Origin of the sequence: Haloterrigena alkaliphila, from assembly GCF_017352155.2 — an archaeon.
In the GTDB taxonomy this organism is placed as follows: Archaea; Halobacteriota; Halobacteria; order Halobacteriales; family Natrialbaceae; genus Haloterrigena; species Haloterrigena alkaliphila.
In genome coordinates this window covers 3,418,907-3,440,976 of the sequence record NZ_CP071462.1, presented here as the reverse complement: position 1 = coordinate 3,440,976, position 22,070 = coordinate 3,418,907, and the positions used below count along the sequence as shown (strand labels likewise).

Genomic DNA, 22,070 nt, shown 5'->3' with positions numbered 1-22,070 from the left:
AACGGCGCCTCGTATACGATGGTCGAGACGATCCGTACCGTTATGCGCGACGAGTTCTGTGAGTAACAGCCGGCGGCGCGGTGTGATCGACGGAACGAGCGCTTAGATCCGAGTAACGGTCACGATGCGTCTCGAGTAACAGCCGTTTTACGGTCGCTCCCCTCTGGCGATTCGGAGACAACGAGCCGTTGTGCCGCGAGGCCGACGGGAACGGTCGGGTCGGTTTATCCGAATATCGGGTGACGACGCTGTCGTGAGCGCAACATGAGCGAAAAACACGGCGAGGAGCAACCCGACGAGCAATCGATCCCGGTACCGGAGTCAGCCGACAGCTATCCATCGACGTCGCGCCGACGCGTGCTACAGGCCGCTGTAGCCGCCGGCGGCGTCGCCGGACTGGGCGGCGTCGCACTCGCCCAGGAAACCGAAACGATCGAACTGGGCGGCCAGACCAGCGGCTGGGAGGGCGTCGCGCCCGACGATATCGCAGGCGAGACGAATCCGACGCTGGAACTCGAGTCGGGAACCACCTACGAACTCACGTGGGAGAACCTCGACGGACAGCCCCACAATTTCGTCATCGAGAGCGGCGAGGGCGAGGAACTCGAGCGAACCGAGCTTCTGACCGGTCAGGGCGAGACACAGACGCTCGAGTTCGAGGCGACGAGCGAGATGGCGGAGTACTACTGCGAACCGCACTCGGCGACGATGCGCGGGGAGATCGCCGTCGGCGGCGGTCAAGAAGCACCGGCCGAGAGCGAGGAGACGGACGAGGGGCCCGAGCCCTTCTTCGAACCCGGGGCTGAGATCGGCGTGCAGACGCTCGCGTCGGGGATGACGGCGCCGACGGATATGGCGGTCGCCGACGAGGAGGAGGAACGGTACTTCGTCGCGGATCAGACCGGCGAGATGTGGGTCGTCACGAGCGACGGGTTGCAGGACGAGCCGTTCCTCGACGTCAGCGATCGACTGGTCGAACTCGGGACGTTCGAGGGCGACTACGCCGATCCGGACCAGGACTACGACGAGCGTGGACTCCTGGGGATCGAATTCCACCCCGAGTTCGCCGAGAACGGTCGCTTCTTCGTCCACTACAGCGCGCCGCCGAACGACGAGACGCCCGACGGCTGGAGCCACGTGGAGGTCGTCTCCGAGTTCCAGGCGACCGACGACCTGAGCGCGGGCGACCCCGACTCCGAGCGCGTCCTGCTGGAGTTCCAGAAGCCCCAGTACAACCACGACGCCGGCCCGATGGCGTTCGGCCCCGACGGCTACCTCTACGTCCCGATGGGCGACGGCGGCGGCGCGAACGACGACATGGAGGGCCACGTCGAGGACTGGTACGACGACAACGACGGCGGCAACGGGCAGAACGTCACCGATACCTTGCTCGGTGGTGTCCACCGGATCGACGTGGATACGGAGGGTGAAGACCGCCCGTACGGCATTCCGGAGGACAACCCGCTGGTCGACGTCGACGAGGGGCTCGACGAGTACTACGCGTGGGGAATGCGCAATCCCTTCGGCATCTCGTTCGACAGCGACGGGCGGCTGTTCGTCTCCGACGCCGGACAGGACCTCTTCGAGGAGGCCAACCTCGTCGAGGCGGGCGGCAACTACGGCTGGAACGTCAAGGAGGGAACCCACTGCTTCAGCACGGAAACCCCCAGCCAGCCCCCGGAGGACTGTCCCGACTCGGCGCCCGACGAACCGCCGTACGACGGGCAGGAACTGCAGGACCCGATCGTCGAGTATCCCCACGTCTATCAGGAGCAAGTAGTCGGCATCACGATCATCGGCGGCCACGTCTACGAGGCCGGCGACGTCGCCGACCTCGACGGGAAGTACGTCTTCGGCGACTGGACGGCCGACCCGGCGCGCCAGTCTCCACAGGGGCGGATCCTTGCCGCCTCGGAGCCGGACGACGGCGCCGAAGGGATGGCCGGCGGCGGCAACCAGACCGAAGGTTCGGAGAACGTGACGCCAGGCGAGGGCGGTATCGAAGCGGGAGGCTTCGAGAACGAGACGAACGCGACCGACGAGACGGCCGACGACGGCGCGGCAGACCTCGGCGGTGGCGACGGAGAGCAGGTCGTCCCGCGGGACGAACTCTGGACCATGGAGGAACTCCAGATCGCTGGCTCCGAGGACGGGACGTTCCCGTACTTCGTCCGCCAGTTCGGCCAGGACCTCGACGGGAACGTGTACGTGCTCGCGAACCAGATCGGCGTCCCCGAGGGTGACACGGGCACGGTCTTCGAGATCGTTCCGCCTGGCGAAGGCGAATCGCTGGAACCGCCCGAGGAGGACGAAGCGGTCGACTCCGAGGAGCAGGAGGCCGACGAGAACGCGACCGAAGACACGCAGGACGAACCGATCGACGAGGAAGGGAACGCCACGGACGGCGAGAATGCCACGGACGGGAACGCCACGGACAACGAGACCGTGATGGACGGAAACGTCACCGAGAACGCGACGGGGACCGACAACGAGACGTCGGGCGTGAACGTGACGGTCACCGAAAACGGCACCGCCGACGGCGCCTAAACCGGCCTCAGCGCGTCGTCGCGGTTCAACCAGCCGGTCTCGATCGAGTCGGGGCGAGCCATCCGGACGAGGACCGTCCTCGAGCGGTCAGCGATAGCTGCTTGATTTTCGCCGGCCGGAACTTGATAGCCGCCGACGTGGAAGCCGCCGCTATGACCACGGACCTCGCGACAGCGACCGTCAATGCGGGCGGCGCCGCGATTCCGGCGCTCGGATTCGGCACCGCGACGATGACCGGCGACGACTGCCGGCGGGCCGTCGAGACCGCCCTCGAGGTCGGCTATCGACACGTCGACACCGCCCAGATGTACGACAACGAGCGCGCCGTCGGCGAGGCCCTCGGCGGCAGCGACGTCGACCGCGAGGAGGTCTTCGTCGTCACCAAGGTCCACCCCGACAACGCCGCGCACGAGGACGCGCTCGCGTCGACCCGCGAGAGCCTCGAGCGCCTCGGGCTCTCGGCGGTCGACCTCCTCCTGTTGCACGCGCCGAGCGATCAGGCGCCGCTCGAGGAGACGCTGGCGGCCATGAACGAGTTGCGCGAGACGGGGCGGGTCGAGCACCTCGGCGTCAGCAACTTCGGAATCGACCAACTCGAGTCCGCACGCGAGCTGTCCGACGCGCCGATCGTCGCGAATCAGGTGAAGTACCACCCCTACCACCACCAGGACGGCCTGCTCGAGTACTGCGTCGAGCGCGACGTCTGCCTGACGGCGTACAGCCCGCTCGCCGACGGCGCCGTCGTCGGCGACGGTCGTCTTGACGAGATCGGCGAACCCTACGACGCGTCGGCGGCGCAGGTCGCGCTCCGGTGGCTGGTCCAGCAACCGAACGTCGCGGCGATTCCGAAGGCCTCGAGTCGCGGACACATCGAGGCGAACGCGGCGATTTTCGATTTCGAACTCACCGACGACGAGATGGCCGCCGTCGCCGACGTCGGCGACGGTCTCTGGGACCAACTGGCCGTCACGCTCGGGCTGCGCTGATTCGAAAATCGAAGCGAGAGTGAGAGAGAAAGAGCCGTCCGCATCCGTCCGATGCCCCGCGGAACCACGACACGATCGATCGAGAGTCGCTATCGAGCGCCGATCGCATCCGACGACCCGTTACTCGGTGTCGGTCCATCCGGATCGACACTCCTCGTCACAGAACGAGTGGAGATCGGTCTCGCCACCATCAGTGGCCATTTCGACGATGGGTGGCCAATCGTCGATGCCGAGTTGCGTTCCACAATGGGCACAGTACGTCCAGAAGTTCTCCCCGTCGTCAGCCATGGGAAACCTCGACGGTAACGCGAGTGTCTCCGGAAATACGCACACGGTAGCCCTGATACTCGAACTCGAGGGTCACGTCGCCGGTCTCGGACGGAAAGAGCGTATCGAAGGTGTCCGGATCGATGACCGAGGCCAGCGGCTGCAGCTCCAGCGGTGATACTCCCTCCGCGTCGGCAACGGTGTTGACGACGGCCTCGAGGAGTTCGTCTGGTTCGTGGAGGGACTCCGACTGGATCGTAGCGACCGGTGCGTTGTTCACAGCCGAAGGAGGAGACCCACGTATATAAAGCCTGGGTTGAGACTTCGATAGTTCCTAGTGTAGCCAGATATTGTATTGGATATCGAATCATACTCGACCATATAATCGGATTTCGAATGATCGAGATGCACTTATTAAGTGGCATGAGGGAGTTAGTTCGATTATTCCCCTAATATATAATATTCTCCAAAATATCGACGATATAGGCCGCCATACGGTGGAATATCGTTAACCACATAGGCGTGGACCGATAACGGAGCGTATGACGGCGTACGAACTCGACGACGTAGACAGACGACTGCTCGATCTGCTGCAGGAGGATGCCCGGTACAAAGCGATCGAACTGGCCGAGGAGATCGGCGTCTCCGACAACACGATTCACAATCGGATGGACCGCCTCGAGGAGGCCGGTATCATCACCGGATACACGGCGACCGTCGATCACGACCTGATGGGCCTCCGGCTCTACTTTCATTTCACCTGCACGGCTCGCATCAGCGCCCGCGCCGACGTGGCCGAGAAAGCGATGGCGATGCCCCAGATCCTCGAGGTGGTCGAACTGATGACGGGGCACGAGAACCTCCACATCAAGGCGGTCGGCGCCGAGGACGAGGACATCACGGCCATCGCCGAACGGCTCGACGGGCTCGACCTCGAGATCAACGACGAGAACCTCATCCGGACCGAACACACGAAACCCCTCAACCACGTGGAGGTCCTGAAGCTGGTCGACGAAGCGGAGTGAGTCGTCGCCGTCGCGCGACCGTGACGAATTTCGATCGAATCACAAGAATAACACTCGAATCGCGCGGACGTACGACCGATGCACTTCGATCACGCAGGGATCGCGACCGAGGACGCACAGGAACTCGCGGCGCTATACGGTGATCTTTTCGGCCTCGAGGTCGCCCACGAGGAGGAGTTCGACGGCATGCGCGTCGTCTTTCTCGAGGTGGACGGCGGTTATTTCGAACTGCTCGAACCCCTCGAGGAGGGAACGATTTCGCGGTATCTGGAGGAGAACGGGAACGGCATCCACCACCTCGCGCTCGCGACCGACGATATCGATGCCGCGCTCGAGACGGTCCGCGATCACGGCGTCGCGTTGATCGACGAGGAACCCCGCCCCGGTGCGTGGGGGCACTCGGTGGCCTTCCTCCACCCCAAGGACACCGGCGGGATTCTGATCGAACTCGTCGAACACTGAGCCGTCGACCACTGATCGGTCGAGACGGGCCGCGAATGGAACCGCACCGACGCCGCGTGGCTCACTCGAGTCGGTTCTCGCTCTCGCCCGGTTCGCCCCGATCGACGTCGATGCGGTGCGGTTCGGGTCGTTCGCTGCCGCCGCCGCTGCCGCTGCTTCCGCCGCCACCGACCGGAATCTTCGTCCGGAGGTCGGCGGCGAACGACTGGACCTGATCGACCAGCGTCTCCACTTCCTCTTGGAACTCGTCGACGGTCCGCTCGACGTAGTGGACGCGCTGGGCGGGGATCCGGCGGACGATGTCCCGGCCCTCGTCGTCCTCGTCGGTCTTGATGAGCCAGTGATCCTGGAAGTAGGCGATGTGTTCGTTCGGCACCGACTTCCGGACGGTCCCCTCGTCCGGTTCCTCGTAGACGATCGTCGCCTCGCCGATGTCCCGCTCGAGTTCGAGGTCTTCGTCAACCATAGCCGCGCTAGCGCGTGGAGACGCGTAGCTACTGTGCTTGCGTGGCAACGCCGGCCGAAGCGGTGTGGCCCGCCGGGGCGACGACGGTCGCCGAGACGTTCCTCAGCCGAAGTTCTCGATCTTGGCGTCGTCGGGGTCCCCGCCGGCCGACTCGATCGCGTCAGCGACGAACGTCACGAAGTCCTCGAATCCGAACGCGTAGATTTCGCCGTCCTCGTGGTGGGTCTCGATCGCGGCGGCCAGCCCCTCCTCGTCGTCAGCCTCGAGGATAGTGACGGCCGCGCCCTCCTCCTCGAGTGCCTCGAGGCGGTCCGCGTGGGCGGGCGCGTCGTCCTGATAGATGACGGTCGCGTCGTAGCCCTCCTCGCGGGCCGCCTCGGCGATGGCGACCGCGGGGCCGACGCCCGGACCGCCCGCGACGGCGACGACGTCCGCGTCGCGCTCGTACGTGATCGTCCCGAAGGGGCCCTCGACGTGGACGGTCTCGCCACCCTCGAGGCCGGCCAGCCACGGGGAGAGGTCACCGTCGGGATCGATCCCGACCGTGATCTCGAACGTGTCGCCGACCGACGGCGACGAGAGCGTGTAGTGGCGCATGACGACCTCGTCATCGTCGACCTCCGCGCCGTCGTCAACGTCCCGGGGGACGGCCCGGACCAGCACGAACTGGCCCGGGACGGCGTCGAACCCCTCGGGCGTCTCGAGTTCGAGCGCGACGGTGTCGGGACCTACTTCGCGGATCGATTCGACGGTGACTGGCGTCCCCTCGATTGTCATGTCGATTCGGTTCGGCGGCCGGTCGAAAAGGCGTTCCGTTCCCGTCGTGGCGACGGTCGCGAGACGGTCCATTGGGTCGCAAGACGGCACCAGTCTGGTTCGTTTTACGGCAAATATTGGCTGTCGAATGATACGAACGCGGGGGCGTCCTTGAACGACACGGTGCCGTCCCGTAATTTTTGCCACGAGCGAGCGTGTTGGGTTTCTCCCACGATTTCTATAACGATTAATGAAAACTGTCGTGGGTGAGCGAACATATCACCGACTGTTGCGGTGGTCCGGTTAGGGTTTCAGAAGCCTTTTCATTTACTGGAGGCAAGGCTCAGCATAACATGGCTGAGGACCTCAACTGGGCGATCGGAGGCGAGGCCGGAGACGGTATCGACTCCACGGGTAAGATCTTCGCTCAGGCACTTTCCCGCGCCGGACGGCACGTATTCACGTCGAAAGACTTCGCGTCGCGAATCCGCGGCGGCTACACGGCCTACAAGATTCGCACCTCCGTCGATCGCGTCCAGAGCGTCGTCGACCGACTGGACATCCTCGTCGCGTTGACCCAGCGGACCATCGACGAGAACCTCGACGAACTCCACGAGGGCAGCGCCGTCATCTACGACGGCGAGCGCTCCTGGGAAGCCGATATTCCCGACGAGATGACCGCAGTCGACGTCCCGCTGAAGTCGCTGGCCGAGGAGGCCGGCGGCGCGATCATGCGCAACATCGTCGCGCTCGGCGCCGCGTGTAAGATCACCGGCTTCGACGTCGAGTACTTGGACGAGGCCCTCGAGAAGCGCTTCGGCGGCAAGGGCTCGAAGATCGTCGAGAACAACAAGGAGGCCGCTCGCCTCGGCCAGGAGTACGTCGAGGAGAACTACGACCTCGAGCACCTCGGCTACAACGTCGACGTGACCGACAACGACTACGTCCTGCTCAACGGCAACGAGGCGATCGGCATGGGCGCGATCGCCGCGGGCTGCCGATTCTACGCCGGATACCCCATCACGCCCGCGACCTCGATCATGGAGTACCTGACCGGCCGCATCGAGGACTACGGCGGCCACGTCGTCCAGGCCGAAGACGAGCTGTCGGCGATCAACATGGCACTGGGGGCCGCCCGCTCCGGTGCTCGCTCCATGACCGCGACGTCCGGCGCCGGGATCGACCTCATGACCGAGACGTTCGGCCTCGTCGCGACCAGCGAGACGCCGCTGGTCATCACCGACGTCCAGCGGTCGGGTCCCTCGACGGGGATGCCGACGAAACAGGAGCAGGGCGACCTCAACATGGCGCTGTACGGCGGCCACGGCGAGGTGCCGCGGTTCGTCCTCACCCCGACGTCGATCGACGAGTGTTTCTGGAAGACCATCGAGGCGTTCAACCTCGCCGAGAAGTACCAGACGCCGGTCTTCCTCGTCTCCGATCTGGCGATGTCGGTCACCGAGCAGACCTTCGAACCCGAGACGTTCGACATGGACGCCGTCGAGATCGACCGCGGCAAACTCGTCGACGAGGACGAGGTCGACGAGTGGCTCGACGCCCAGGGCCACTTCCGCGCTCACGCCGTCACCGAGGACGGCGTCAGCCCGCGCGCCATCCCCGGCACGACCGACGCCGCCCACATGTCCACCGGCCTCGAGCATGACGAACTCGGCCGCCGGACCGAGGAAGAGGACGAGCGCGTCCAACAGGTCGACAAACGCTACCGGAAGGTCGAAACCGCCCAGAACGAGGAGAACTGGGACTACCGCGAGTTCGGCGACGAGGACGCCGAGAACCTCATCATCTCGTGGGGGTCGAACGAAGGCGCGCTCGTCGAAGCGCTGGGTTACCTCGAGGACGACGGGATCGACGTCCGCGTGATCTCGGTGCCCTACATCTTCCCGCGACCGGACCTCTCGGACGATATCGAGGCGGCCGAGGAGGTCATCGTGGTCGAGTGTAACGCGACCGGCCAGTTCGCCGACCTGATCGAACACGACGTGCTTACCCGTGTGAAGCGCATCAACAAGTACACCGGCGTCCGCTTCAAGGCGGACGAACTCGCCGAACAGATCACCGAGCAACTCTCCGAGGAGGTACCCGCATAATGAGCTCAGACGTACGATTCACCGACTTCAAGTCCGACAAACAGCCCACGTGGTGTCCCGGTTGCGGCGACTTCGGGACGATGAACGGCATGATGAAAGCCCTCGCCGAAACCGGCAACGACCCCGACAACACGTTCGTGGTCGCCGGGATCGGCTGTTCCGGCAAGATCGGGACCTACATGCACAGCTACGCCCTCCACGGGGTCCACGGCCGTGCGCTCCCGGTCGGCACCGGCGTCAAGATGGCCCGGCCCGACATCGAAGTGATGGTCGCCGGCGGCGACGGTGACGGCTACTCGATCGGTGCCGGTCACTTCGTCCACGCCGTCCGCCGGAACGTCGACATGTCCTACGTCGTCATGGACAACCGCATCTACGGCCTGACGAAGGGCCAGGCCTCGCCGACCTCGCGGTCCGACTTCGAGACCTCGACGACCCCCGAAGGGCCTAAACAGCCGCCGGTCAACCCGCTGGCGCTGGCGCTGGCCTCCGGCGCGTCGTTCATCGCCCAGTCGTTCGCGTCGGACGCGCTCCGACACCAGGAGATCGTCCAGGAGGCGATCGAACACGACGGGTTCGGCTTCGTGAACGTCTTCAGCCCCTGCGTCACGTTCAACGACGTCGACACCTACGACTACTTCCGGGAGAACCTCGTGGACCTGCAGGAAGAAGACCACGACCCGAACGACTACGAGGCCGCCAAGGAAGTCATCACCAGCAGCGACAAGGAGTACCAGGGCGTCATGTACAAGGACGAGAACTCCGTCCCGTACCACGAACAACACGGCGTCACCGAGGACATGTCCGAGATTCCCGACGGGGCACCCGAGGACGCGATGGATCTCGTCCGCGAGTTCTACTGACGGCCCGCTGATCGCGGTTTCGACGCCGATTTTCGGAGTTTCGTTTCGGACGGTTCACGGAACGAGACAGCGACGGCACCGCCGGCTACACCGTGGCCCCTGCTCGAGTCCCCCGGACGAACCGAGCGCAGATCGAAACGGACTGAGCACTACTCGAACTGAACTGAGCCACTGACCGAACCGAGTCACCGAACGAACTGAACCACCGACCGAACCGGCCCCCGAACGGACGGGGCGACGCCGGTTAGACGGGGTGTTCGGCGGACTCCATCAGTACCTCGACGTTGGCCGACTCCTTGGCCAGCGCCGCGGGATAGGTCCCGAGCAACACGATCAGGTCGTCCTCGTGGCTGAACGACGTGACCGCGAGTTCGATCTCGATCCGTTCGCCCTCGTATTTCGCTTCGCCCTCGAAGACGTCGACCTGACGGCCGTCGCCGAGGATATCGAGGGCAAACGACTCTTTCGGCGCGGTATCGTCGACCGTTCCGTAGTCTCCCTCGAAGCGGTCGAGAAACTCCGAGAGCAGTTCCTCGTTGCTCATGTCGGCGATCGGATTGAACGACCGTCCGAGAACCGAAAAGTCCGGAACCGACACGGCGCCGAAGAAGCCGGCTTCCCGTTCGGACCCCTGGTAGTCGATCGTCTTGGAGTACCGCGAGAGCCAGACGGTTGCCTCCACGTCGCGTTCGATGCGAGCGTCGATCGTCTCGTCGACCGTTCGCTGTTCGACCGCGTCTTCCACGTATCCGGCCTCCTCGAGCGCCGCGTCGGTCGGCGCGACGCGGTCGGAACTGAGTTCGAGCGGGCCGTTTCCGAGGGCGAAATCGAGACAGCCGGCGGTCAGAGCGAGCGTTCCGGCCGCGCCGGCGGCGAGGAACGTTCGTCGAGAGCGAGTCATTACTTCTGTAGTTCGCCACCGTCGATATATTCGTTGTGGCGGGTTTGTTCACATAAACGAACGGTCAGGATCGCAGACTGACGGCTCCGTCCCGCCTGAGTCGCGACACAGCAAGCGTTATCGGCCTCGCCCCCACCGGTTTAGGCATGACCGAGTTCGCACATCGGGTCGAGCAGGTGTCGATCAGCGGGATTCGCGAAGTGTTCGAGGCCGCGGGCGAGGACGCGATCAACCTCGGACTCGGACAGCCGGACTTTCCGACGCCCAGTCACGCCCGCCAGGGGGCGATCGAGGCCATCGAGGCCGGGCTCACCGACGCCTACACCTCGAACAAGGGAACGGAGAGCCTCCGGGAGGCGATCGCGGGAAAGTACGACCGCGACTACGGCCTCGAGATCGACCCCGCCGACCTCATCGCGACCTCGGGCGGCAGCGAGGCGCTGCACCTCGTCCTCGAGGCCCACGTGGATCCGGGCGAGGAAGTGATCTTCCCGGATCCGGGCTTCGTCTCCTACGACGCCCTGACGAAGATCGCGGACGGCACGCCGAAACCCGTCCCGCTGCGCGAGGATCTCACGCTCGACCCCGCGACGGTCGAGGAGGCGATCACCGACGAGACCGCCGTCTTCGTCGTCAACAGTCCCGCGAATCCGACCGGCGCCGTCCAGAGCGAGGACGATATGCGGGAGTTCGCCCGCATCGCAGACGAACACGACGTGCTCTGTCTCTCCGACGAGGTCTACGAGCATATCGTCTTCGAGGGCGAGCACCGCTCGCCGCTCGAGTTCGCCGAGACCGACAACGTGGTCGTCGTCAGCGCCTGTTCCAAGACGTACTCGATGACCGGCTGGCGACTCGGCTGGGTCACCGGCTCCAATCGCCGCATCGAGCGGATGCTGCGGGTCCACCAGTACGGGCAGGCCTGCGCCTCCGCGCCGGCCCAGTACGCGGCCGAAGCCGCGCTGACGGGGCCACAGGAACCGGTCGAAGAGATGGTCGCGGCCTTCGAGGAACGGCGCGACGTCGTCGTCGACGGCCTCGAGGACGCCGGCCTCGAGGTGCCCACGCCCGAAGGGGCCTTCTACGCGATGCCGAAGGTGCCCGAGGGCTGGTGCGACGAGGTTCTGGACCGGGGCGTGGTCGTCGTCCCGGGCGACGCCTTCGGCGCCAACGGCGCAGGCTACGCGCGACTGTCCTACGCGACGGGCATGGAGGAGTTGAAAGAGGCCCTCGAGATCATCGACGACGCGACGCGGGCGGTTCGATAGCGTCGGCAAACGGATCCGGGACGACGGTCACTTCGACGACTGGTCGACGACTCGAGGCGCCGTCTCGGCGGACGACAGACACTCGGCGGGGAGTTCGTCCCGACGGTCGTCCAGTAGCTCGACGACGGGCCTGATCTCGTCGAATTGGGGGCCCCGAGTCACGCGGTTTTCGTCCCGATTCCACTCGATGTACTCGTAGTCGGCCAGCTTCGGGAGGTGCACGTGGTGTGCGCGGAGCAGTTCTTCGTCCGCATCTGGTATTGCTCGGGAACTCGAGAGGTGTCTGCGAAGGAGTTCGTCGTTCGACTCGGCGACGGCCCACGAGACGCCGGCTGGTTTCGAAACGCGGTGGGACGCGTGGTCCAGCAGGCTGACGAGTAACTCGCGCCGGTACTCGTCCGCTAGTGCGTCGAATATGTGGTCGATCATTTATAGCGCCCTCCTCGAGAATCTGTGACGCCCGCGATTCAATTAAATGGGCTACATTTTCACCGCCTCCCGCTGTTTTGAATAATCGGGTGACAGTATTCTCACCCGTCTCGGGCCGCGAACTCCTCGAGGAACGTCTCGCAAACGGCCTCGAGACGGCGAACGGACGAGCGGTAGACCGGCTGGTGCAACGACGACTCGACCCGAGAACTGTAGCCTTATACGGTTCTACGGCCATGATACCAACGACATGCGCGCTGTACGCCTTCACGAACACGGCGACGCGGACGTACTGCAGGTTGACGAGGTCGACCGACCCGACCCCGCCGAGGACGAACTGCTCGTCGAGGTGGCCGCCGCGGGGGTCAACCCGGTCGACACCTACTTCCGGGACGGCTCGTACGAACCGGTCGACGTGCCGTTCACGCCCGGCGTCGATCTGGCGGGCGTCGTCGCGGAAACCGGCGCGGGCGTCGAGGACTTCCAGGAGGGCGACCGCGTCTTCGGCACCGGCATCGGCAACGGCGCCTCGCAGGGAGCCTACGCCGAGTACGCGACCGTCCCGACCGACCGCGTGGTCCACCTCCCCGACGGCGCGGACCTGACCGAGGCCGGCGCGGCGGGCGTCGCCGCCGTCACCGCGTGGCGCGCGCTGGTCGACCACGCCGCCCTCGATCCCGCCGAGTACTGTCTCGTCCACGGCGGCTCCGGCGGCGTCGGTCACGCCGCGGTCCAGATCGCCGACGCTGTCAGCGCCCACACGATCACGACCGCCTCGGAGGAGTACCACGACGACCTCGAGGACCTCGGCGCCGAGACCGTCCTCGACTACGCGCGCGACGACCTCGCGGACGCCGTCCTCGAGGCAAGCGACGGCGGGGTCGACGCCGTCCTCGATCACCGACTGGACGACTACCTCCAGTTCGACGCCGACGTCGCCGCGACCGGCGCCCGCGTCGTCGGCATCGGCGAGAACAGCCCCGATCCGGGCTTCTCGAACGACGGCGCCGCTCGGTCGAAGGACGTCAGCTACCAGTTCATGAGCATGTTCAACACGCCGGATCTGCGCGTCCCGCTGCGGGGCGTCGCCCACCTGCTGGAGCGCGACAGGCTGTCGATCGAACTCGCGCGGCGCTACGGCCTCGAGGAGGCCTCGCAGGCCCAGCGGGACGTGATGAACGACAGCTTCCTCGGAAAGCTGGTGCTCGAGCCCTGACGATCGCCGTCACCGGGAGAATCAGTTATCGAAGCGGCCCGCAGACGGCTTCTTGGCGGTTCAGCAGCGTCCTGCCGCGCTCGCGGAGCGCGAGCGTCTCCGTCTCCGGGTCGTACTCGATCGCGTTCGCCGCGACGAGCTTCGGGACGTGCGCGTGGTGGAGCGAGAGGCGAACGCGGCGCGTCTCTTGCGACGGAGCGCCGGCGTGATCCGAGACCACTGCCGGATCCGGGGTCCGGCTCTCGGCCGCGATGGCTCTCGCGACCTCGGACACTGTTGCACTGCCGTTCGCGCGCTCGAGGTAGCGTAACGCCGCACGCCGCTGGCGGTTCGCCAACAGGTCCATCGCCGAATCGATCTCGTCGGCACCGGCATCGTCGAATTCGGTGAGGACTGCCGGAGCGTTGGTGGATGGAGTCATACTCCCGATAGGCCAGCACGGTATTTAACGCACGTGTGAGTCCGATCGAAACACCCGGTTCGTGTTCGGTAGCGGAGTCCCCGCTCAGGGACTCGAGGGGCACCACAGCGGCGATTCGGATTACACCCCCGGTGATTCGGCTCTCACACCGGCGACCGGTCGCGCCGTCGATCGAACCGCTAGACGAGGTCGGCGACCGTTTCCATCGTCGTCGTCTTCTCGTCCTCGCTCATCTCGTTGACGAAGCCGAGGCGGATCGCGTCGACGCCCTCGATACTCGCGTACTCCTCGATCCACTCCTGAACCTCGTCGGGCGTCCCCGCCGGCGCGAGGTCGTCCAGCACGTCGTCGGGGAGCGCGGCGGCCATCGCCTCGGTGTCGCGATCCCCCCAGGCGGCGCGGATCTCCTCGACGACCTCGGCGTACCCCTGCTCGGCGACCGAATTGCCGTAGTAGGGCCCGTAGGCGCCCAGCATGAACGCGGTGGTCGATCGCGCTTTCGCCCGCGCGGCCTCGCGGTCCTCGCTCGCGATGGCGCGGACGATGGGTGCCACGCGCAGGTCCTCGAGCGTCTTGTCCGCGAGTTCGGCACCGCGCTCGAGGTCCTCGAGACGGCCCTCGAGCCCCTCCTTCGTGAACAGCTGGGGCGCCCAGCCGTCGCCGAAGCGGCCCGCCATCTCGGTGGCCTTCGGGCCGAGCGTCCCGAGGTCGATCGGCGGTGGATTCTCGGGGACCTCGCGTTCGTAGTTGAGGCCGGCGATGTCGAAGATCTCGCCCTCGTAGGCGGGGGAGCCGTTCTCGTAGACCGAGCGAATCACCTCGATGGTCTCTCGAGTGCGCCGGAGCGGACGGTCGAACTCGAGGCCGTGCCAGCGCTCGGTGATCGCGGGCGAACTCGGTCCGAGGCCGAAGCGGAACCGGCCGTCTGAGGCCTCGTGCATCGTCAGCGCGGTCTGAGCGAGCATCGCGGGCGAACGCCCGTACGGCGAGATGACGTCGTTGGAGATGCCCAGTTCGTCGGTGCGGTCGGCGGCCAGCGTCAGCGGCGGGACGATGTTCCAGCCCGTCGTCTCGCCGACGGTGATCCGATCGAAGCCGAACTCCTCGACCTGGACGGCGCGCTCGGCGAAGCCCTGCGGGCGCTCGTAGTCGCTGAGTCGCACCAACAGGTCCAGTTCGACGTTCATCGTGCTCTCCTCCGCGTCGGCCGTCGAATCGGTCGGCTCTTTGCCATCACCAGCTACCGCGTCACGGATTCACATAAAATTGTAGCGTTTCCATCCAGTTCGCGAGCGACCGTCGCGGAACGGCGGGGGACCAGTACGGAATTACCGAGCGTCACGATCCCGAGCCGCCTCCTCGTCTCCGAGAATCGACGCGCAGAGGCGCTCGGCCGCCTCGAGGTGAGCATCACCGTCCTCGTGGCCCGTGGTATCGACTTCCGACAGCAATCGCGCGACCGTCTCGACGCGCTCGCGGACCGTCCCGTCGTCGAGGTCGCTCGACGCCAGATCGCCGGCGATCGCATCGGCCTCGCCAAGCCATCGGTTCGCCTCCCGGTCGATTGGCAGCTCCGCAGTCGCCTCGAGGCGGCGAGCCAACCGCTGAACGCGCTCGTCCAGTGGATCATCGCTGCCGTCGGCATTCGCGTTCGGCTGCGTGGGCGAGTCGTCGGTCACGTTCGACGGGACGGGACCGAGTTCCGCAGTCGTATCCGCTCGCGTCGATCGACCGAATCGTTCAGCGCTGTCGAACGTCCGCCTCGGATACGAGTGGGAAACGTTGATACGGCGCGTGGACGACGTGGTCGTATGACACACGACTGTTCGTTCCTCGAGGCCCTCGATCTCGCGGACGACCAGCTATCGTTCGCGGAGAGCCGACGGGAATCGCACGCAACCGACTGGGGGACGACCCAGGGAAGCCGCGGCGTCCTGCCGGACGCGGTGGTCTACCCCGAGCGGACCGAAGACGTCTCGGCCGTCCTCGCCGCCGCGACCGAGCACGGCGTCCCCGTGACGCCCTACGCGGCGGGGACGGGGCTCGAGGGCAACGCGGTCCCGGCCCACGCTGGGATCAGCCTGGACCTGACGCGGATGGACGACGTCGTCGACTACCGCCCCGAGGACTTCCAGATCGACGTCGGGCCCGGGATCATCGGCGACAGCGTCGACGAGTACGTCGCTGCAGACGGCCTCTTCTTCCCGCCGATGCCGTCGTCGGGGAACATCTCCACGATCGGCGGCATGATCGCGACCGACGCCAGCGGCATGCAGACCGTCATGTACGGCGAAGTCTCCGACTGGGTGCTCGCCCTCGAGGCGGTCCTCGCGGACGGGACCGTGATCCGAACGGGGTCGCGGGCGATCAAGACCTCGAGCGGCTACAACCTGACCGACCTGCTCGTCGGCAGCGAGGGGACGCTGGGAGTCGTCACCGAGGCCACCCTCGAGTTGGCGGGTCGACCCAGACAGATCCGGGGCGGCCGGGCCATCTTCGAGACGCTCGACGACGCCGCCGAGGCCGTCTTCGACGCCGTCCGGACGGAGGTCGGCGTGGCCAAGATCGAACTCGTGGACGAACTGAGCGCCGGGATGGCCAACGACTACCTCGGCAGCGACCTGCCCGACGCGCCGATGGTGTTCCTCGAGTTCCACGCGAACCACGGCGTCGAGGAGGAGATCGAACTCTGTCGGACGATCTTCGAGGACCACGACGTCCGCCAGCTCGAGATGAGCGAGGACGACGACGAGATGGCCGAACTCTGGGAGATTCGTCGCGAACTCGGCCCCGCAGTCGCCAGTTACGATCCCGATCTCCAGATACTACAGCCCGGCGACGTGACGGTCCCGATCAGCAACTACCCGGAGATCGTCCGCGAGAGCAAGCGACTCGCCGAACAGTACGACCTCCTCGTCGCCTGTTTCGGCCACGCGGGCGACGGCAACCTCCACTACAACGTCCTCGCCGATCCCGACGACCCCGACCAGGTCGAGCGCGGCGAGCGGATCTACCGCGAGATCGTCGAACTCGCGCTCGAGCACGGCGGCACCTCGACCGGCGAACACGGTATCGGGCAGGGGAAGCGCAAGTACCTCGAGGCCGAGCACGGCGCCGGCGCGGTCGACGCCATGCGGTCGGTCAAACACGCGCTCGATCCGACGGGGACGCTCAACCCGGGGAAGATCTTCCCCGAGACGGCCGACGGAGAGCGCGTTCGGGATCCGCAGCGGTGACTACGGGGACTCGCAGTCGGCCGCTGGGCCGTTCGTCGCGTCGAGGACTTCGACGCCGGCGATCTCGAATCGGACACTGACGGAGTCGACGGGCGCTCGCAGGGCGGATTCAGTCGTGGACAAGCACGTCGAGGACGTCGGGGCCGTCGCGCGCCAGCGCGTTCTCCAGGGCGTCCTCGATTCCGTCGGGCGTCTCGACGAGTTCGGCGCGAGCGCCGTGGCTCTCGGCGTTCTTGACGAGGTCGACGGCCGGATCGAAGTCCATGCCGACGAACTCGTAGTCCTCCTCCTCGCCGCCGAGCAGGTGGAGGGTGTTGTCCTTCAGGATGCGATAGTTGCGGTTGTCGGAGATGACGACCGTCAGGTCCAGATCGTACCGGGCGGCGCTGTAGATCGAGTGGGGGTAGTACTGGTAGGAGCCGTCGCCGATGAAGCCGACCACGTCGCGCGGGTCGTCCAGTTGGTCTTCGGCCACGGCCGCGCCGACCGCCGCCGGAAGGCCGTAGCCGAGGCCCCCGCCCTTGTTCGACATGTACTGCTCGGGACCGAAATCCCACCGGGTGAGCATGGCGTACTTCGAGGTGACGCCCTCGTCGACGATGGCGGCGTCCCCCGCGACGCGCTCCATCGCGTCGACGAGCTGGGCCTTCGAGGCGCGCGGGTCGTCCCCGTCGCCCTCTCCGTAGCCGGCCATCTTGGACTCGACCATCTCCTTGACTTCGGCGACCTCCTCGAGGCGGTCGGAAACGACGTCGTCGGCGATCTTCCCCTGAACGCGCTCCGTGAGGTCCTGCATCACGAGCCCGGGGTCACCGATCACGGACGCGTCGGCGGGCTGGTTCTTGCCGATCTGCCAGGCGTCGTCACTGAGGTGGATGCAGGTCGTGTCGGGATCGACCAGCGCCTCCTCGTGTCGAGTCAGCGTCGTGTTCGTCGAGACGCCGGCGAACAGGATCGTGTCGGTGTCAAGCAGCATCGAGACGAGGTGCTCGCTGGTCGGCAGGTACGAGACCCACTGGTCGTGGTCGGTCGGGAAGTCCACCTCGCAGGAGAGGATCTCACCGTGGACGCGGGCGCCGGTCGCCTCCGCGAGTTCGACCGCCGCGGCGACGGCGTCGGCCCCCGAGCGGGCGACGTGATCGCCGACGACGATCACCGGGCTGTCGGCCTCGGCCAGCAACTCGGCGGCGCGCTCGAGTTGGACGGGGTCGCCGCTGCCGGCGTTCGGAATCGGCCCCAGCCGTTCGGGCTCGGCGTCGGTCTCGTCCATCGTGACGTCCAGGGGCAGCCCGAGGAAGACGGGGCCGGTCGGGGGCGTCATCGCGACCCGGAACGCCCGCCGGAGCATCGTCGGGAGGGCGGAGACGTCCAGCACCTCGTCGGACCACTTGCAGAACTGGCGAGCCATGTCGGCGAGTCGGCCCGACAGAATCGGCTCCTCGTGGCGGAAGTCGGTGCTGTGGTTACCCGCGGTCACGACCAGCGGCGCGCCGGCGATCTTGGCCGCGTAGAGATTTCCGAGGCCGTGGGCCAGCCCCGGTGCGATGTGGAGGTTCGCGACGCCGACGGGGGTGACCGAGTCGTCATGATGCGAGTGATACCGCCGACGCTGGGCGTAGCCCGAGGCCATCCCGACCGCGATGTCCTCGTGGAGGGCCAGCCGGTACTCGAGGTCGCTCTGGCCGATCGCCTCCATGATCGGCAACTCGGTCGTCCCCGGGTTTCCGAAGACGTAGTCGACGCCGTAGGATTCGAGCGCGTCCGTGAAGAGGTCCGCACCGGTGTAGTCGTCCGTCATGCTCCCCCGTGGCACGGGGCGGCACATCAAACTGTGCGTTTCGGCGTCACGCGCCGGATCGCGGAACACCGCCCCCGACGCGGGAGTTCCGGGCCGGGTATTATGTATCAGTTCGTTGTCGCCCGAGATATGGCCCTGGCGAGAGCGGACGGCGGCGCGGGAGCGACGGCGCGAGCGTACTGGTCGCAGGTCCATCCGGTCTTCATGACCCCGCCCGTAGCCGCGTCGCTGTTCGGCGCGGTGCTGGCCGGACGACTCGAGGCCGCGGTCGCGGCGGTCCACGTCGTCGCCATCTTCGCGGCGGTCTACACCGCCCACGTCAAGGACGGCTACGTCGACTTCTACGCCCGCGGCGAGGACGACGACCACCCGCTGACCGAGCGGGGGTGTCGCGTCGGTCTCGTCGGGTCGACGGCGACGTTCGCCGCGTGCTGCCTCCTCCTCCTCGCGCTCGTCGACTGGGTGGCCGTCGCGCTGACGCTTCCGACGTGGCTGATCGCCTACCACCACGCCCCGCAACTCGACACGAACCCCGTGACGGCGACGACCGGCTATCCGCTGGGCATCGCCCTCGCGATCCTCGGCGGCTTCTACGTCCAGACCAGTGCGCTCGCAGCTATCGCCGTCGGGTTCGCCCTCGTCTTTCTCGTCTTGCTCTCGGGCGTGAAGGTCATCGACGACACGCAGGACTACGAGTACGACCGTTCGATTCGCAAGCGGACCGTCGCCGTCGCGCTCGGCCCGGAGCGCGCGTACACGCTCGCCTACGGACTGATCACGACGGCGCTCCTGATCGTCGTCGGCTTCGCCGTCGCTCGCGTCTTCCCGCCGACGACCGTCCTCGCGGTGCTGGCCTTCGGCGCGGTCGCGGTCGTCGCCCGCCGCGCCGATCCGACCGTCGCCACCATGTTGCTCGTCCGGGGGTCGTACGTCTTTCTCGCCGTGCTCGTGACCGCCGTCTGGTTCGAGCCGCTCTCGGCGCTCGGCTGAGGCGCGCCGTCGTACGTCGCTCGAGTGGGACACGACGATCAGCCGGCGCCCAGAAGCGACCCCGAGGACCCGCGGGAAGACGATTCAAGGGCCCCCTTCGTGCAGTGACGGGCAGAATCGATCCCTAACGGGCGCTACTCGTCCTCATCGGAAGCGCTCGCGGGCTTCCAGTCCATCTTTATCGTGATCGTCTCGCGTGACCCGCGGAGGATCGACGATCGCTCCCGGACGCCGATTTCGTAGGCGACCGACGACGACGGCCGGAGTTCGACCGTCTTGTTCCCCGTCCGGATCGACGCGGGCCCGTCGCCCTCGAGTTGGTCGGCTACTGCTCGGAGTCGTTCGGCGGCCTCGTCGCGCGTGAGTTCGTCCGCGGAGATGGTTTTCTCCATATCGGAGACTCCAACGACCGCCGAAAAAAGCGGTATGCCTTACGAGGGAGGGTGCACGCGTCGGAGCCGGTCTCAGCCGCGGTCGGCGCGGGCTACGAATTCGACTTCGGAGGACGACTCTCCCGATCGCGATCACGGCCCTCGAGGCTCCACAGCGTAGACGACGCGAGACGGAGAGACCCGCTACCACACCACGGGAAAATTGAAGAATGCACGCCGGCGAACCGTCGTATGGAACTCGTCGAAGCCACCGAGGACGACCTCGATGCGCTCGTCGACCGCTGGTGCGACCTCGCGAAAGGGATGGCGGAGTACTCCGAACTGAACGAACTCGACGCGAACGGCGAGACCGTCGAAGACGGTTTCCGCGCTCACTTCGATGACGACGAAGTCACCGACTACCGCATCGTCCACGACGACGAGACCATCGGTTTCGTGACCCTCCGCGAGGGTCGCCATCCCTCCCGACGGTACTCGCGGTATCTCCGCGTCGTGAACCTCGCTATCGACGAGGACCACCGGAACCGCGGTCACGGCTCGAGCGTCCTCGAGCGCGTGCGAGAACTGGCCCGCGATCGGGGTTGCGACCACCTGAAAGTCTCCTGCGAGTGGCACAACGAAGACGCGCGTCGGTTCTACCGGGACGCGGGGTTCCGACCGAAGCAGGTCGACTACGCCCAGCCGCTGGAGTGAGTCGAGCGTTTTCGTGTCGTCAGTTCGCACTCACGACCGTGAGTACCGATACTGAGCCCACACAGCGTATACAAGGCATAAACCCACGTCTAGTCCGGCCTGGTTCTCGAGGTCACTATAGGTGCTTGATGGACCGAGTCTTCGGGAGGGTAGTGGTTGAAAACAAGCGTTCTGCTATCCGTGGCAACAAGGAATCGCCACGCCCTCCCCAGCCGATTCGCTCGCTACGCTCGCTCATCCCTCGCGCAGTTCCGTCGGAGCCCCTCGCTGTCGCTCGGTCCTCCGACAGCGCGCGCCACCTACGCCTGCTCCCAGCGCGGAGTGACATGTTTTTAGCCTGTTCTGATCGCTGCGCTCAACGGAATCGCAGCGCTCGAGTCGTGGGCCGATTCTCAGTTCGTACTCACGATCTTGATTACCACTCATGAGTCCACACACTGTACACAACTTATAAAACATATCTCGGTCCCGCCTGATTTTCGCGGTCACTATAGATGCTTGTCGACTGCTGGGAGTTCTATCAATAACGGATGATGTTCAGTGAGCCATGCTGGATAGTAGGCGCATATTCAATAGATGCCGACACTCATTCAGAAGGCCGATGAGCGGGCAGTACAGCACGGTGATAGCACATAGCCAGCACCGGTCTGATACACCGCAGTCAAAGACGCCGATACTGATTGGACGAAATTTGGTTGGAACGAACTATTGGGCTTGATCAGCGTGTGGGTCAACTTCTTCAAATCCGATCTCCGGGTCAGAATAGATGGAGACGAAAATAGCGTCTTCGTCCGTTTCATTCACAGTACCATGGACGGCCTCCTTCGGAGCGACATCCACCTGTCCGGCCTCTATTTGTTCGGTCTCTCCATTCCCAAGATAATATGTGAGCGTTCCTTGGATCATGATCCACGTGTCTTGGCCGTCAGGGTGAATGTGAGCAGGCACTTCTTGACCGGGCTTGACCCCCCATACGAACACTGCTGAATCGTCAGTTTGGGCCAGTTTCGTGTTTTTGGCTCGATCATCGGAGAACTCGACGACATCTGTAGCGGTGAAAATTCTCTCGTCCATTACAGCCTAAATAGGAGAGCCACTCATATATGATTATTGTCAGAATTATATGTTATTATTTTAATATTAGTATTAGGGAATAGAATAGGGCCTTGATTCTGGGGAAAATAAACGAGAGTCTCGTGCTGAACTCATCCATTGTATTTTATATACATAACTGATAATAGGCGGA

At 65.4% G+C, this 22,070-nt stretch carries 23 protein-coding genes; 11 read left to right on the top strand and 12 right to left on the bottom strand.

Annotated features, from left to right (window positions below; all coding sequences use genetic code 11):
• The first annotated feature begins 264 nt into the window (after window positions 1–264).
• Both J0X25_RS35680 and J0X25_RS35675 read left to right on the top strand, forming a co-directional pair.
• Window positions 265–2,547 carry a PQQ-dependent sugar dehydrogenase gene (locus J0X25_RS35680; RefSeq protein WP_207288623.1) on the top strand — a complete coding sequence of 761 codons (2,283 nt, stop codon included), beginning with the start codon at window positions 265–267 and terminating at the stop codon, window positions 2,545–2,547.
• Window positions 2,548–2,699: 152 nt separating this feature from the next.
• The gene (locus J0X25_RS35675; protein ID WP_207288622.1) at window positions 2,700–3,533 is read left to right on the top strand and encodes an aldo/keto reductase; all 834 of its coding nucleotides are present in this window, start codon (window positions 2,700–2,702) and stop codon (window positions 3,531–3,533) included.
• A 120-nt stretch (window positions 3,534–3,653) separates the two neighbouring features.
• Here J0X25_RS35675 and J0X25_RS35670 read toward each other — a convergent pair whose 3' ends face one another.
• Complete coding sequence (locus J0X25_RS35670; RefSeq protein WP_207288621.1) at window positions 3,654–3,821, bottom strand: DUF7576 family protein; 168 nt, start codon at window positions 3,819–3,821, stop codon at window positions 3,654–3,656.
• Window positions 3,814–4,080, bottom strand: a complete 267-nt coding sequence (locus tag J0X25_RS35665; protein ID WP_225896686.1) for a HalOD1 output domain-containing protein — start codon at window positions 4,078–4,080, stop codon at window positions 3,814–3,816. The genes J0X25_RS35670 and J0X25_RS35665 overlap by 8 nt, the downstream gene beginning before the upstream one ends.
• A gap of 262 nt (window positions 4,081–4,342) precedes the next feature.
• Between J0X25_RS35665 and J0X25_RS35660 the strand changes: the two genes are divergently transcribed.
• Both J0X25_RS35660 and mce read left to right on the top strand, forming a co-directional pair.
• Entirely contained in the window at window positions 4,343–4,825 is a 483-nt protein-coding gene (locus tag J0X25_RS35660; protein WP_207288620.1) for an Lrp/AsnC family transcriptional regulator, read from the top strand.
• A 78-nt stretch (window positions 4,826–4,903) separates the two neighbouring features.
• Window positions 4,904–5,287, top strand: a complete 384-nt coding sequence (gene mce, locus J0X25_RS35655; protein ID WP_207288619.1) for a methylmalonyl-CoA epimerase — start codon at window positions 4,904–4,906, stop codon at window positions 5,285–5,287.
• 61 nt (window positions 5,288–5,348) lie between these two features.
• On the opposite strand, the gene J0X25_RS35650 is transcribed toward mce, so the two are convergent.
• Together J0X25_RS35650 and J0X25_RS35645 are read right to left on the bottom strand one after the other, a co-directional pair.
• Window positions 5,349–5,753, bottom strand: coding sequence for a hypothetical protein (locus J0X25_RS35650; RefSeq protein WP_207288618.1), 405 nt, complete (start codon window positions 5,751–5,753; stop codon window positions 5,349–5,351).
• A 102-nt stretch (window positions 5,754–5,855) separates the two neighbouring features.
• Entirely contained in the window at window positions 5,856–6,530 is a 675-nt protein-coding gene (locus tag J0X25_RS35645) for a ferredoxin--NADP reductase (RefSeq protein WP_207288617.1), read from the bottom strand.
• Between the two features lie 332 nt (window positions 6,531–6,862).
• Here J0X25_RS35645 and J0X25_RS35640 point away from each other — a divergent pair, with 332 nt between their 5' ends.
• Both J0X25_RS35640 and J0X25_RS35635 read left to right on the top strand, forming a co-directional pair.
• The gene (locus J0X25_RS35640; RefSeq protein ID WP_207288616.1) at window positions 6,863–8,617 is read left to right on the top strand and encodes a 2-oxoacid:acceptor oxidoreductase subunit alpha; all 1,755 of its coding nucleotides are present in this window, start codon (window positions 6,863–6,865) and stop codon (window positions 8,615–8,617) included.
• A complete protein-coding gene (locus J0X25_RS35635) occupies window positions 8,617–9,480 on the top strand; it encodes a 2-oxoacid:ferredoxin oxidoreductase subunit beta (protein ID WP_207288615.1) in 864 nt (287 codons plus the stop codon). Before J0X25_RS35640 ends, J0X25_RS35635 begins: the two co-directional genes overlap by 1 nt.
• 244 nt (window positions 9,481–9,724) lie before the next feature.
• Here the strand turns inward: J0X25_RS35635 and J0X25_RS35630 are convergent, their stop codons facing one another.
• The gene (locus tag J0X25_RS35630) at window positions 9,725–10,381 is read right to left on the bottom strand and encodes a DUF6517 family protein (protein WP_207288614.1); all 657 of its coding nucleotides are present in this window, start codon (window positions 10,379–10,381) and stop codon (window positions 9,725–9,727) included.
• Between the two features lie 146 nt (window positions 10,382–10,527).
• On the opposite strand from J0X25_RS35630, the gene J0X25_RS35625 reads away from it, so the two are divergent.
• On the top strand, window positions 10,528–11,649 hold the full coding sequence (locus tag J0X25_RS35625; RefSeq protein ID WP_207288613.1) for a pyridoxal phosphate-dependent aminotransferase: 1,122 nt from the start codon (window positions 10,528–10,530) through the stop codon (window positions 11,647–11,649).
• A gap of 27 nt (window positions 11,650–11,676) precedes the next feature.
• Here J0X25_RS35625 and J0X25_RS35620 read toward each other — a convergent pair whose 3' ends face one another.
• Window positions 11,677–12,078 carry a hypothetical protein gene (locus J0X25_RS35620; protein WP_207288612.1) on the bottom strand — a complete coding sequence of 134 codons (402 nt, stop codon included), beginning with the start codon at window positions 12,076–12,078 and terminating at the stop codon, window positions 11,677–11,679.
• Between the two features lie 250 nt (window positions 12,079–12,328).
• Here J0X25_RS35620 and J0X25_RS35615 point away from each other — a divergent pair, with 250 nt between their 5' ends.
• Window positions 12,329–13,294, top strand: coding sequence for an NADPH:quinone reductase (locus J0X25_RS35615; RefSeq protein ID WP_207288611.1), 966 nt, complete (start codon window positions 12,329–12,331; stop codon window positions 13,292–13,294).
• 25 nt (window positions 13,295–13,319) lie between these two features.
• On the opposite strand, the gene J0X25_RS35610 is transcribed toward J0X25_RS35615, so the two are convergent.
• The 3 genes from J0X25_RS35610 to J0X25_RS35600 form a co-directional block, all read right to left on the bottom strand.
• Window positions 13,320–13,715 (bottom strand): DUF7344 domain-containing protein, encoded by a 396-nt coding sequence (locus J0X25_RS35610; protein ID WP_207288610.1) that lies wholly within the window; start codon window positions 13,713–13,715, stop codon window positions 13,320–13,322.
• A 179-nt stretch (window positions 13,716–13,894) separates the two neighbouring features.
• Window positions 13,895–14,902, bottom strand: coding sequence for a TIGR04024 family LLM class F420-dependent oxidoreductase (locus tag J0X25_RS35605; RefSeq protein ID WP_207288609.1), 1,008 nt, complete (start codon window positions 14,900–14,902; stop codon window positions 13,895–13,897).
• Window positions 14,903–15,043: 141 nt separating this feature from the next.
• Window positions 15,044–15,394 (bottom strand): DUF8152 family protein, encoded by a 351-nt coding sequence (locus J0X25_RS35600; RefSeq protein WP_207288608.1) that lies wholly within the window; start codon window positions 15,392–15,394, stop codon window positions 15,044–15,046.
• A gap of 132 nt (window positions 15,395–15,526) precedes the next feature.
• Here J0X25_RS35600 and J0X25_RS35595 point away from each other — a divergent pair, with 132 nt between their 5' ends.
• Window positions 15,527–16,951, top strand: a complete 1,425-nt coding sequence (locus J0X25_RS35595) for an FAD-binding oxidoreductase (RefSeq protein WP_207288607.1) — start codon at window positions 15,527–15,529, stop codon at window positions 16,949–16,951.
• A gap of 109 nt (window positions 16,952–17,060) precedes the next feature.
• Here the strand turns inward: J0X25_RS35595 and J0X25_RS35590 are convergent, their stop codons facing one another.
• Complete coding sequence (locus J0X25_RS35590; protein WP_207288606.1) at window positions 17,061–18,749, bottom strand: thiamine pyrophosphate-binding protein; 1,689 nt, start codon at window positions 18,747–18,749, stop codon at window positions 17,061–17,063.
• A gap of 129 nt (window positions 18,750–18,878) precedes the next feature.
• Here J0X25_RS35590 and J0X25_RS35585 point away from each other — a divergent pair, with 129 nt between their 5' ends.
• Complete coding sequence (locus J0X25_RS35585; RefSeq protein ID WP_207288605.1) at window positions 18,879–19,739, top strand: UbiA family prenyltransferase; 861 nt, start codon at window positions 18,879–18,881, stop codon at window positions 19,737–19,739.
• A gap of 134 nt (window positions 19,740–19,873) precedes the next feature.
• Here J0X25_RS35585 and J0X25_RS35580 read toward each other — a convergent pair whose 3' ends face one another.
• Window positions 19,874–20,131 carry an amphi-Trp domain-containing protein gene (locus J0X25_RS35580; protein ID WP_207288604.1) on the bottom strand — a complete coding sequence of 86 codons (258 nt, stop codon included), beginning with the start codon at window positions 20,129–20,131 and terminating at the stop codon, window positions 19,874–19,876.
• 231 nt (window positions 20,132–20,362) lie between these two features.
• Between J0X25_RS35580 and J0X25_RS35575 the strand changes: the two genes are divergently transcribed.
• On the top strand, window positions 20,363–20,824 hold the full coding sequence (locus J0X25_RS35575) for a GNAT family N-acetyltransferase (protein ID WP_207288603.1): 462 nt from the start codon (window positions 20,363–20,365) through the stop codon (window positions 20,822–20,824).
• 705 nt (window positions 20,825–21,529) lie between these two features.
• Here the strand turns inward: J0X25_RS35575 and J0X25_RS35570 are convergent.
• Entirely contained in the window at window positions 21,530–21,898 is a 369-nt protein-coding gene (locus tag J0X25_RS35570; RefSeq protein WP_207288602.1) for a cupin domain-containing protein, read from the bottom strand.
• Window positions 21,899–22,070: the final 172 nt, after the last annotated feature.

What these genes read in the sequence shown, in the direction of transcription:
- J0X25_RS35625 (WP_207288613.1), top strand. Translation starts at nt 10,528, where the DNA reads ATGACCGAGTTCGCACATCGGGTCGAGCAGGTGTCGATCAGCGGGATT.
- J0X25_RS35575 (WP_207288603.1), top strand. Translation starts at nt 20,363, where the DNA reads ATGGAACTCGTCGAAGCCACCGAGGACGACCTCGATGCGCTCGTCGAC.
- J0X25_RS35570 (WP_207288602.1), bottom strand. Translation starts at nt 21,898, where the DNA reads ATGGACGAGAGAATTTTCACCGCTACAGATGTCGTCGAGTTCTCCGAT.
- J0X25_RS35605 (WP_207288609.1), bottom strand. Translation starts at nt 14,902, where the DNA reads ATGAACGTCGAACTGGACCTGTTGGTGCGACTCAGCGACTACGAGCGC.
- J0X25_RS35580 (WP_207288604.1), bottom strand. Translation starts at nt 20,131, where the DNA reads ATGGAGAAAACCATCTCCGCGGACGAACTCACGCGCGACGAGGCCGCC.
- J0X25_RS35630 (WP_207288614.1), bottom strand. Translation starts at nt 10,381, where the DNA reads ATGACTCGCTCTCGACGAACGTTCCTCGCCGCCGGCGCGGCCGGAACG.
- J0X25_RS35635 (WP_207288615.1), top strand. Translation starts at nt 8,617, where the DNA reads ATGAGCTCAGACGTACGATTCACCGACTTCAAGTCCGACAAACAGCCC.
- J0X25_RS35680 (WP_207288623.1), top strand. Translation starts at nt 265, where the DNA reads ATGAGCGAAAAACACGGCGAGGAGCAACCCGACGAGCAATCGATCCCG.
- J0X25_RS35615 (WP_207288611.1), top strand. Translation starts at nt 12,329, where the DNA reads ATGCGCGCTGTACGCCTTCACGAACACGGCGACGCGGACGTACTGCAG.
- J0X25_RS35585 (WP_207288605.1), top strand. Translation starts at nt 18,879, where the DNA reads ATGGCCCTGGCGAGAGCGGACGGCGGCGCGGGAGCGACGGCGCGAGCG.
- J0X25_RS35670 (WP_207288621.1), bottom strand. Translation starts at nt 3,821, where the DNA reads ATGGCTGACGACGGGGAGAACTTCTGGACGTACTGTGCCCATTGTGGA.
- J0X25_RS35595 (WP_207288607.1), top strand. Translation starts at nt 15,527, where the DNA reads ATGACACACGACTGTTCGTTCCTCGAGGCCCTCGATCTCGCGGACGAC.
- J0X25_RS35650 (WP_207288618.1), bottom strand. Translation starts at nt 5,753, where the DNA reads ATGGTTGACGAAGACCTCGAACTCGAGCGGGACATCGGCGAGGCGACG.
- J0X25_RS35675 (WP_207288622.1), top strand. Translation starts at nt 2,700, where the DNA reads ATGACCACGGACCTCGCGACAGCGACCGTCAATGCGGGCGGCGCCGCG.
- J0X25_RS35590 (WP_207288606.1), bottom strand. Translation starts at nt 18,749, where the DNA reads ATGACGGACGACTACACCGGTGCGGACCTCTTCACGGACGCGCTCGAA.
- J0X25_RS35645 (WP_207288617.1), bottom strand. Translation starts at nt 6,530, where the DNA reads ATGACAATCGAGGGGACGCCAGTCACCGTCGAATCGATCCGCGAAGTA.
- mce (WP_207288619.1), top strand. Translation starts at nt 4,904, where the DNA reads ATGCACTTCGATCACGCAGGGATCGCGACCGAGGACGCACAGGAACTC.
- J0X25_RS35660 (WP_207288620.1), top strand. Translation starts at nt 4,343, where the DNA reads ATGACGGCGTACGAACTCGACGACGTAGACAGACGACTGCTCGATCTG.
- J0X25_RS35610 (WP_207288610.1), bottom strand. Translation starts at nt 13,715, where the DNA reads ATGACTCCATCCACCAACGCTCCGGCAGTCCTCACCGAATTCGACGAT.
- J0X25_RS35620 (WP_207288612.1), bottom strand. Translation starts at nt 12,078, where the DNA reads ATGATCGACCACATATTCGACGCACTAGCGGACGAGTACCGGCGCGAG.
- J0X25_RS35640 (WP_207288616.1), top strand. Translation starts at nt 6,863, where the DNA reads ATGGCTGAGGACCTCAACTGGGCGATCGGAGGCGAGGCCGGAGACGGT.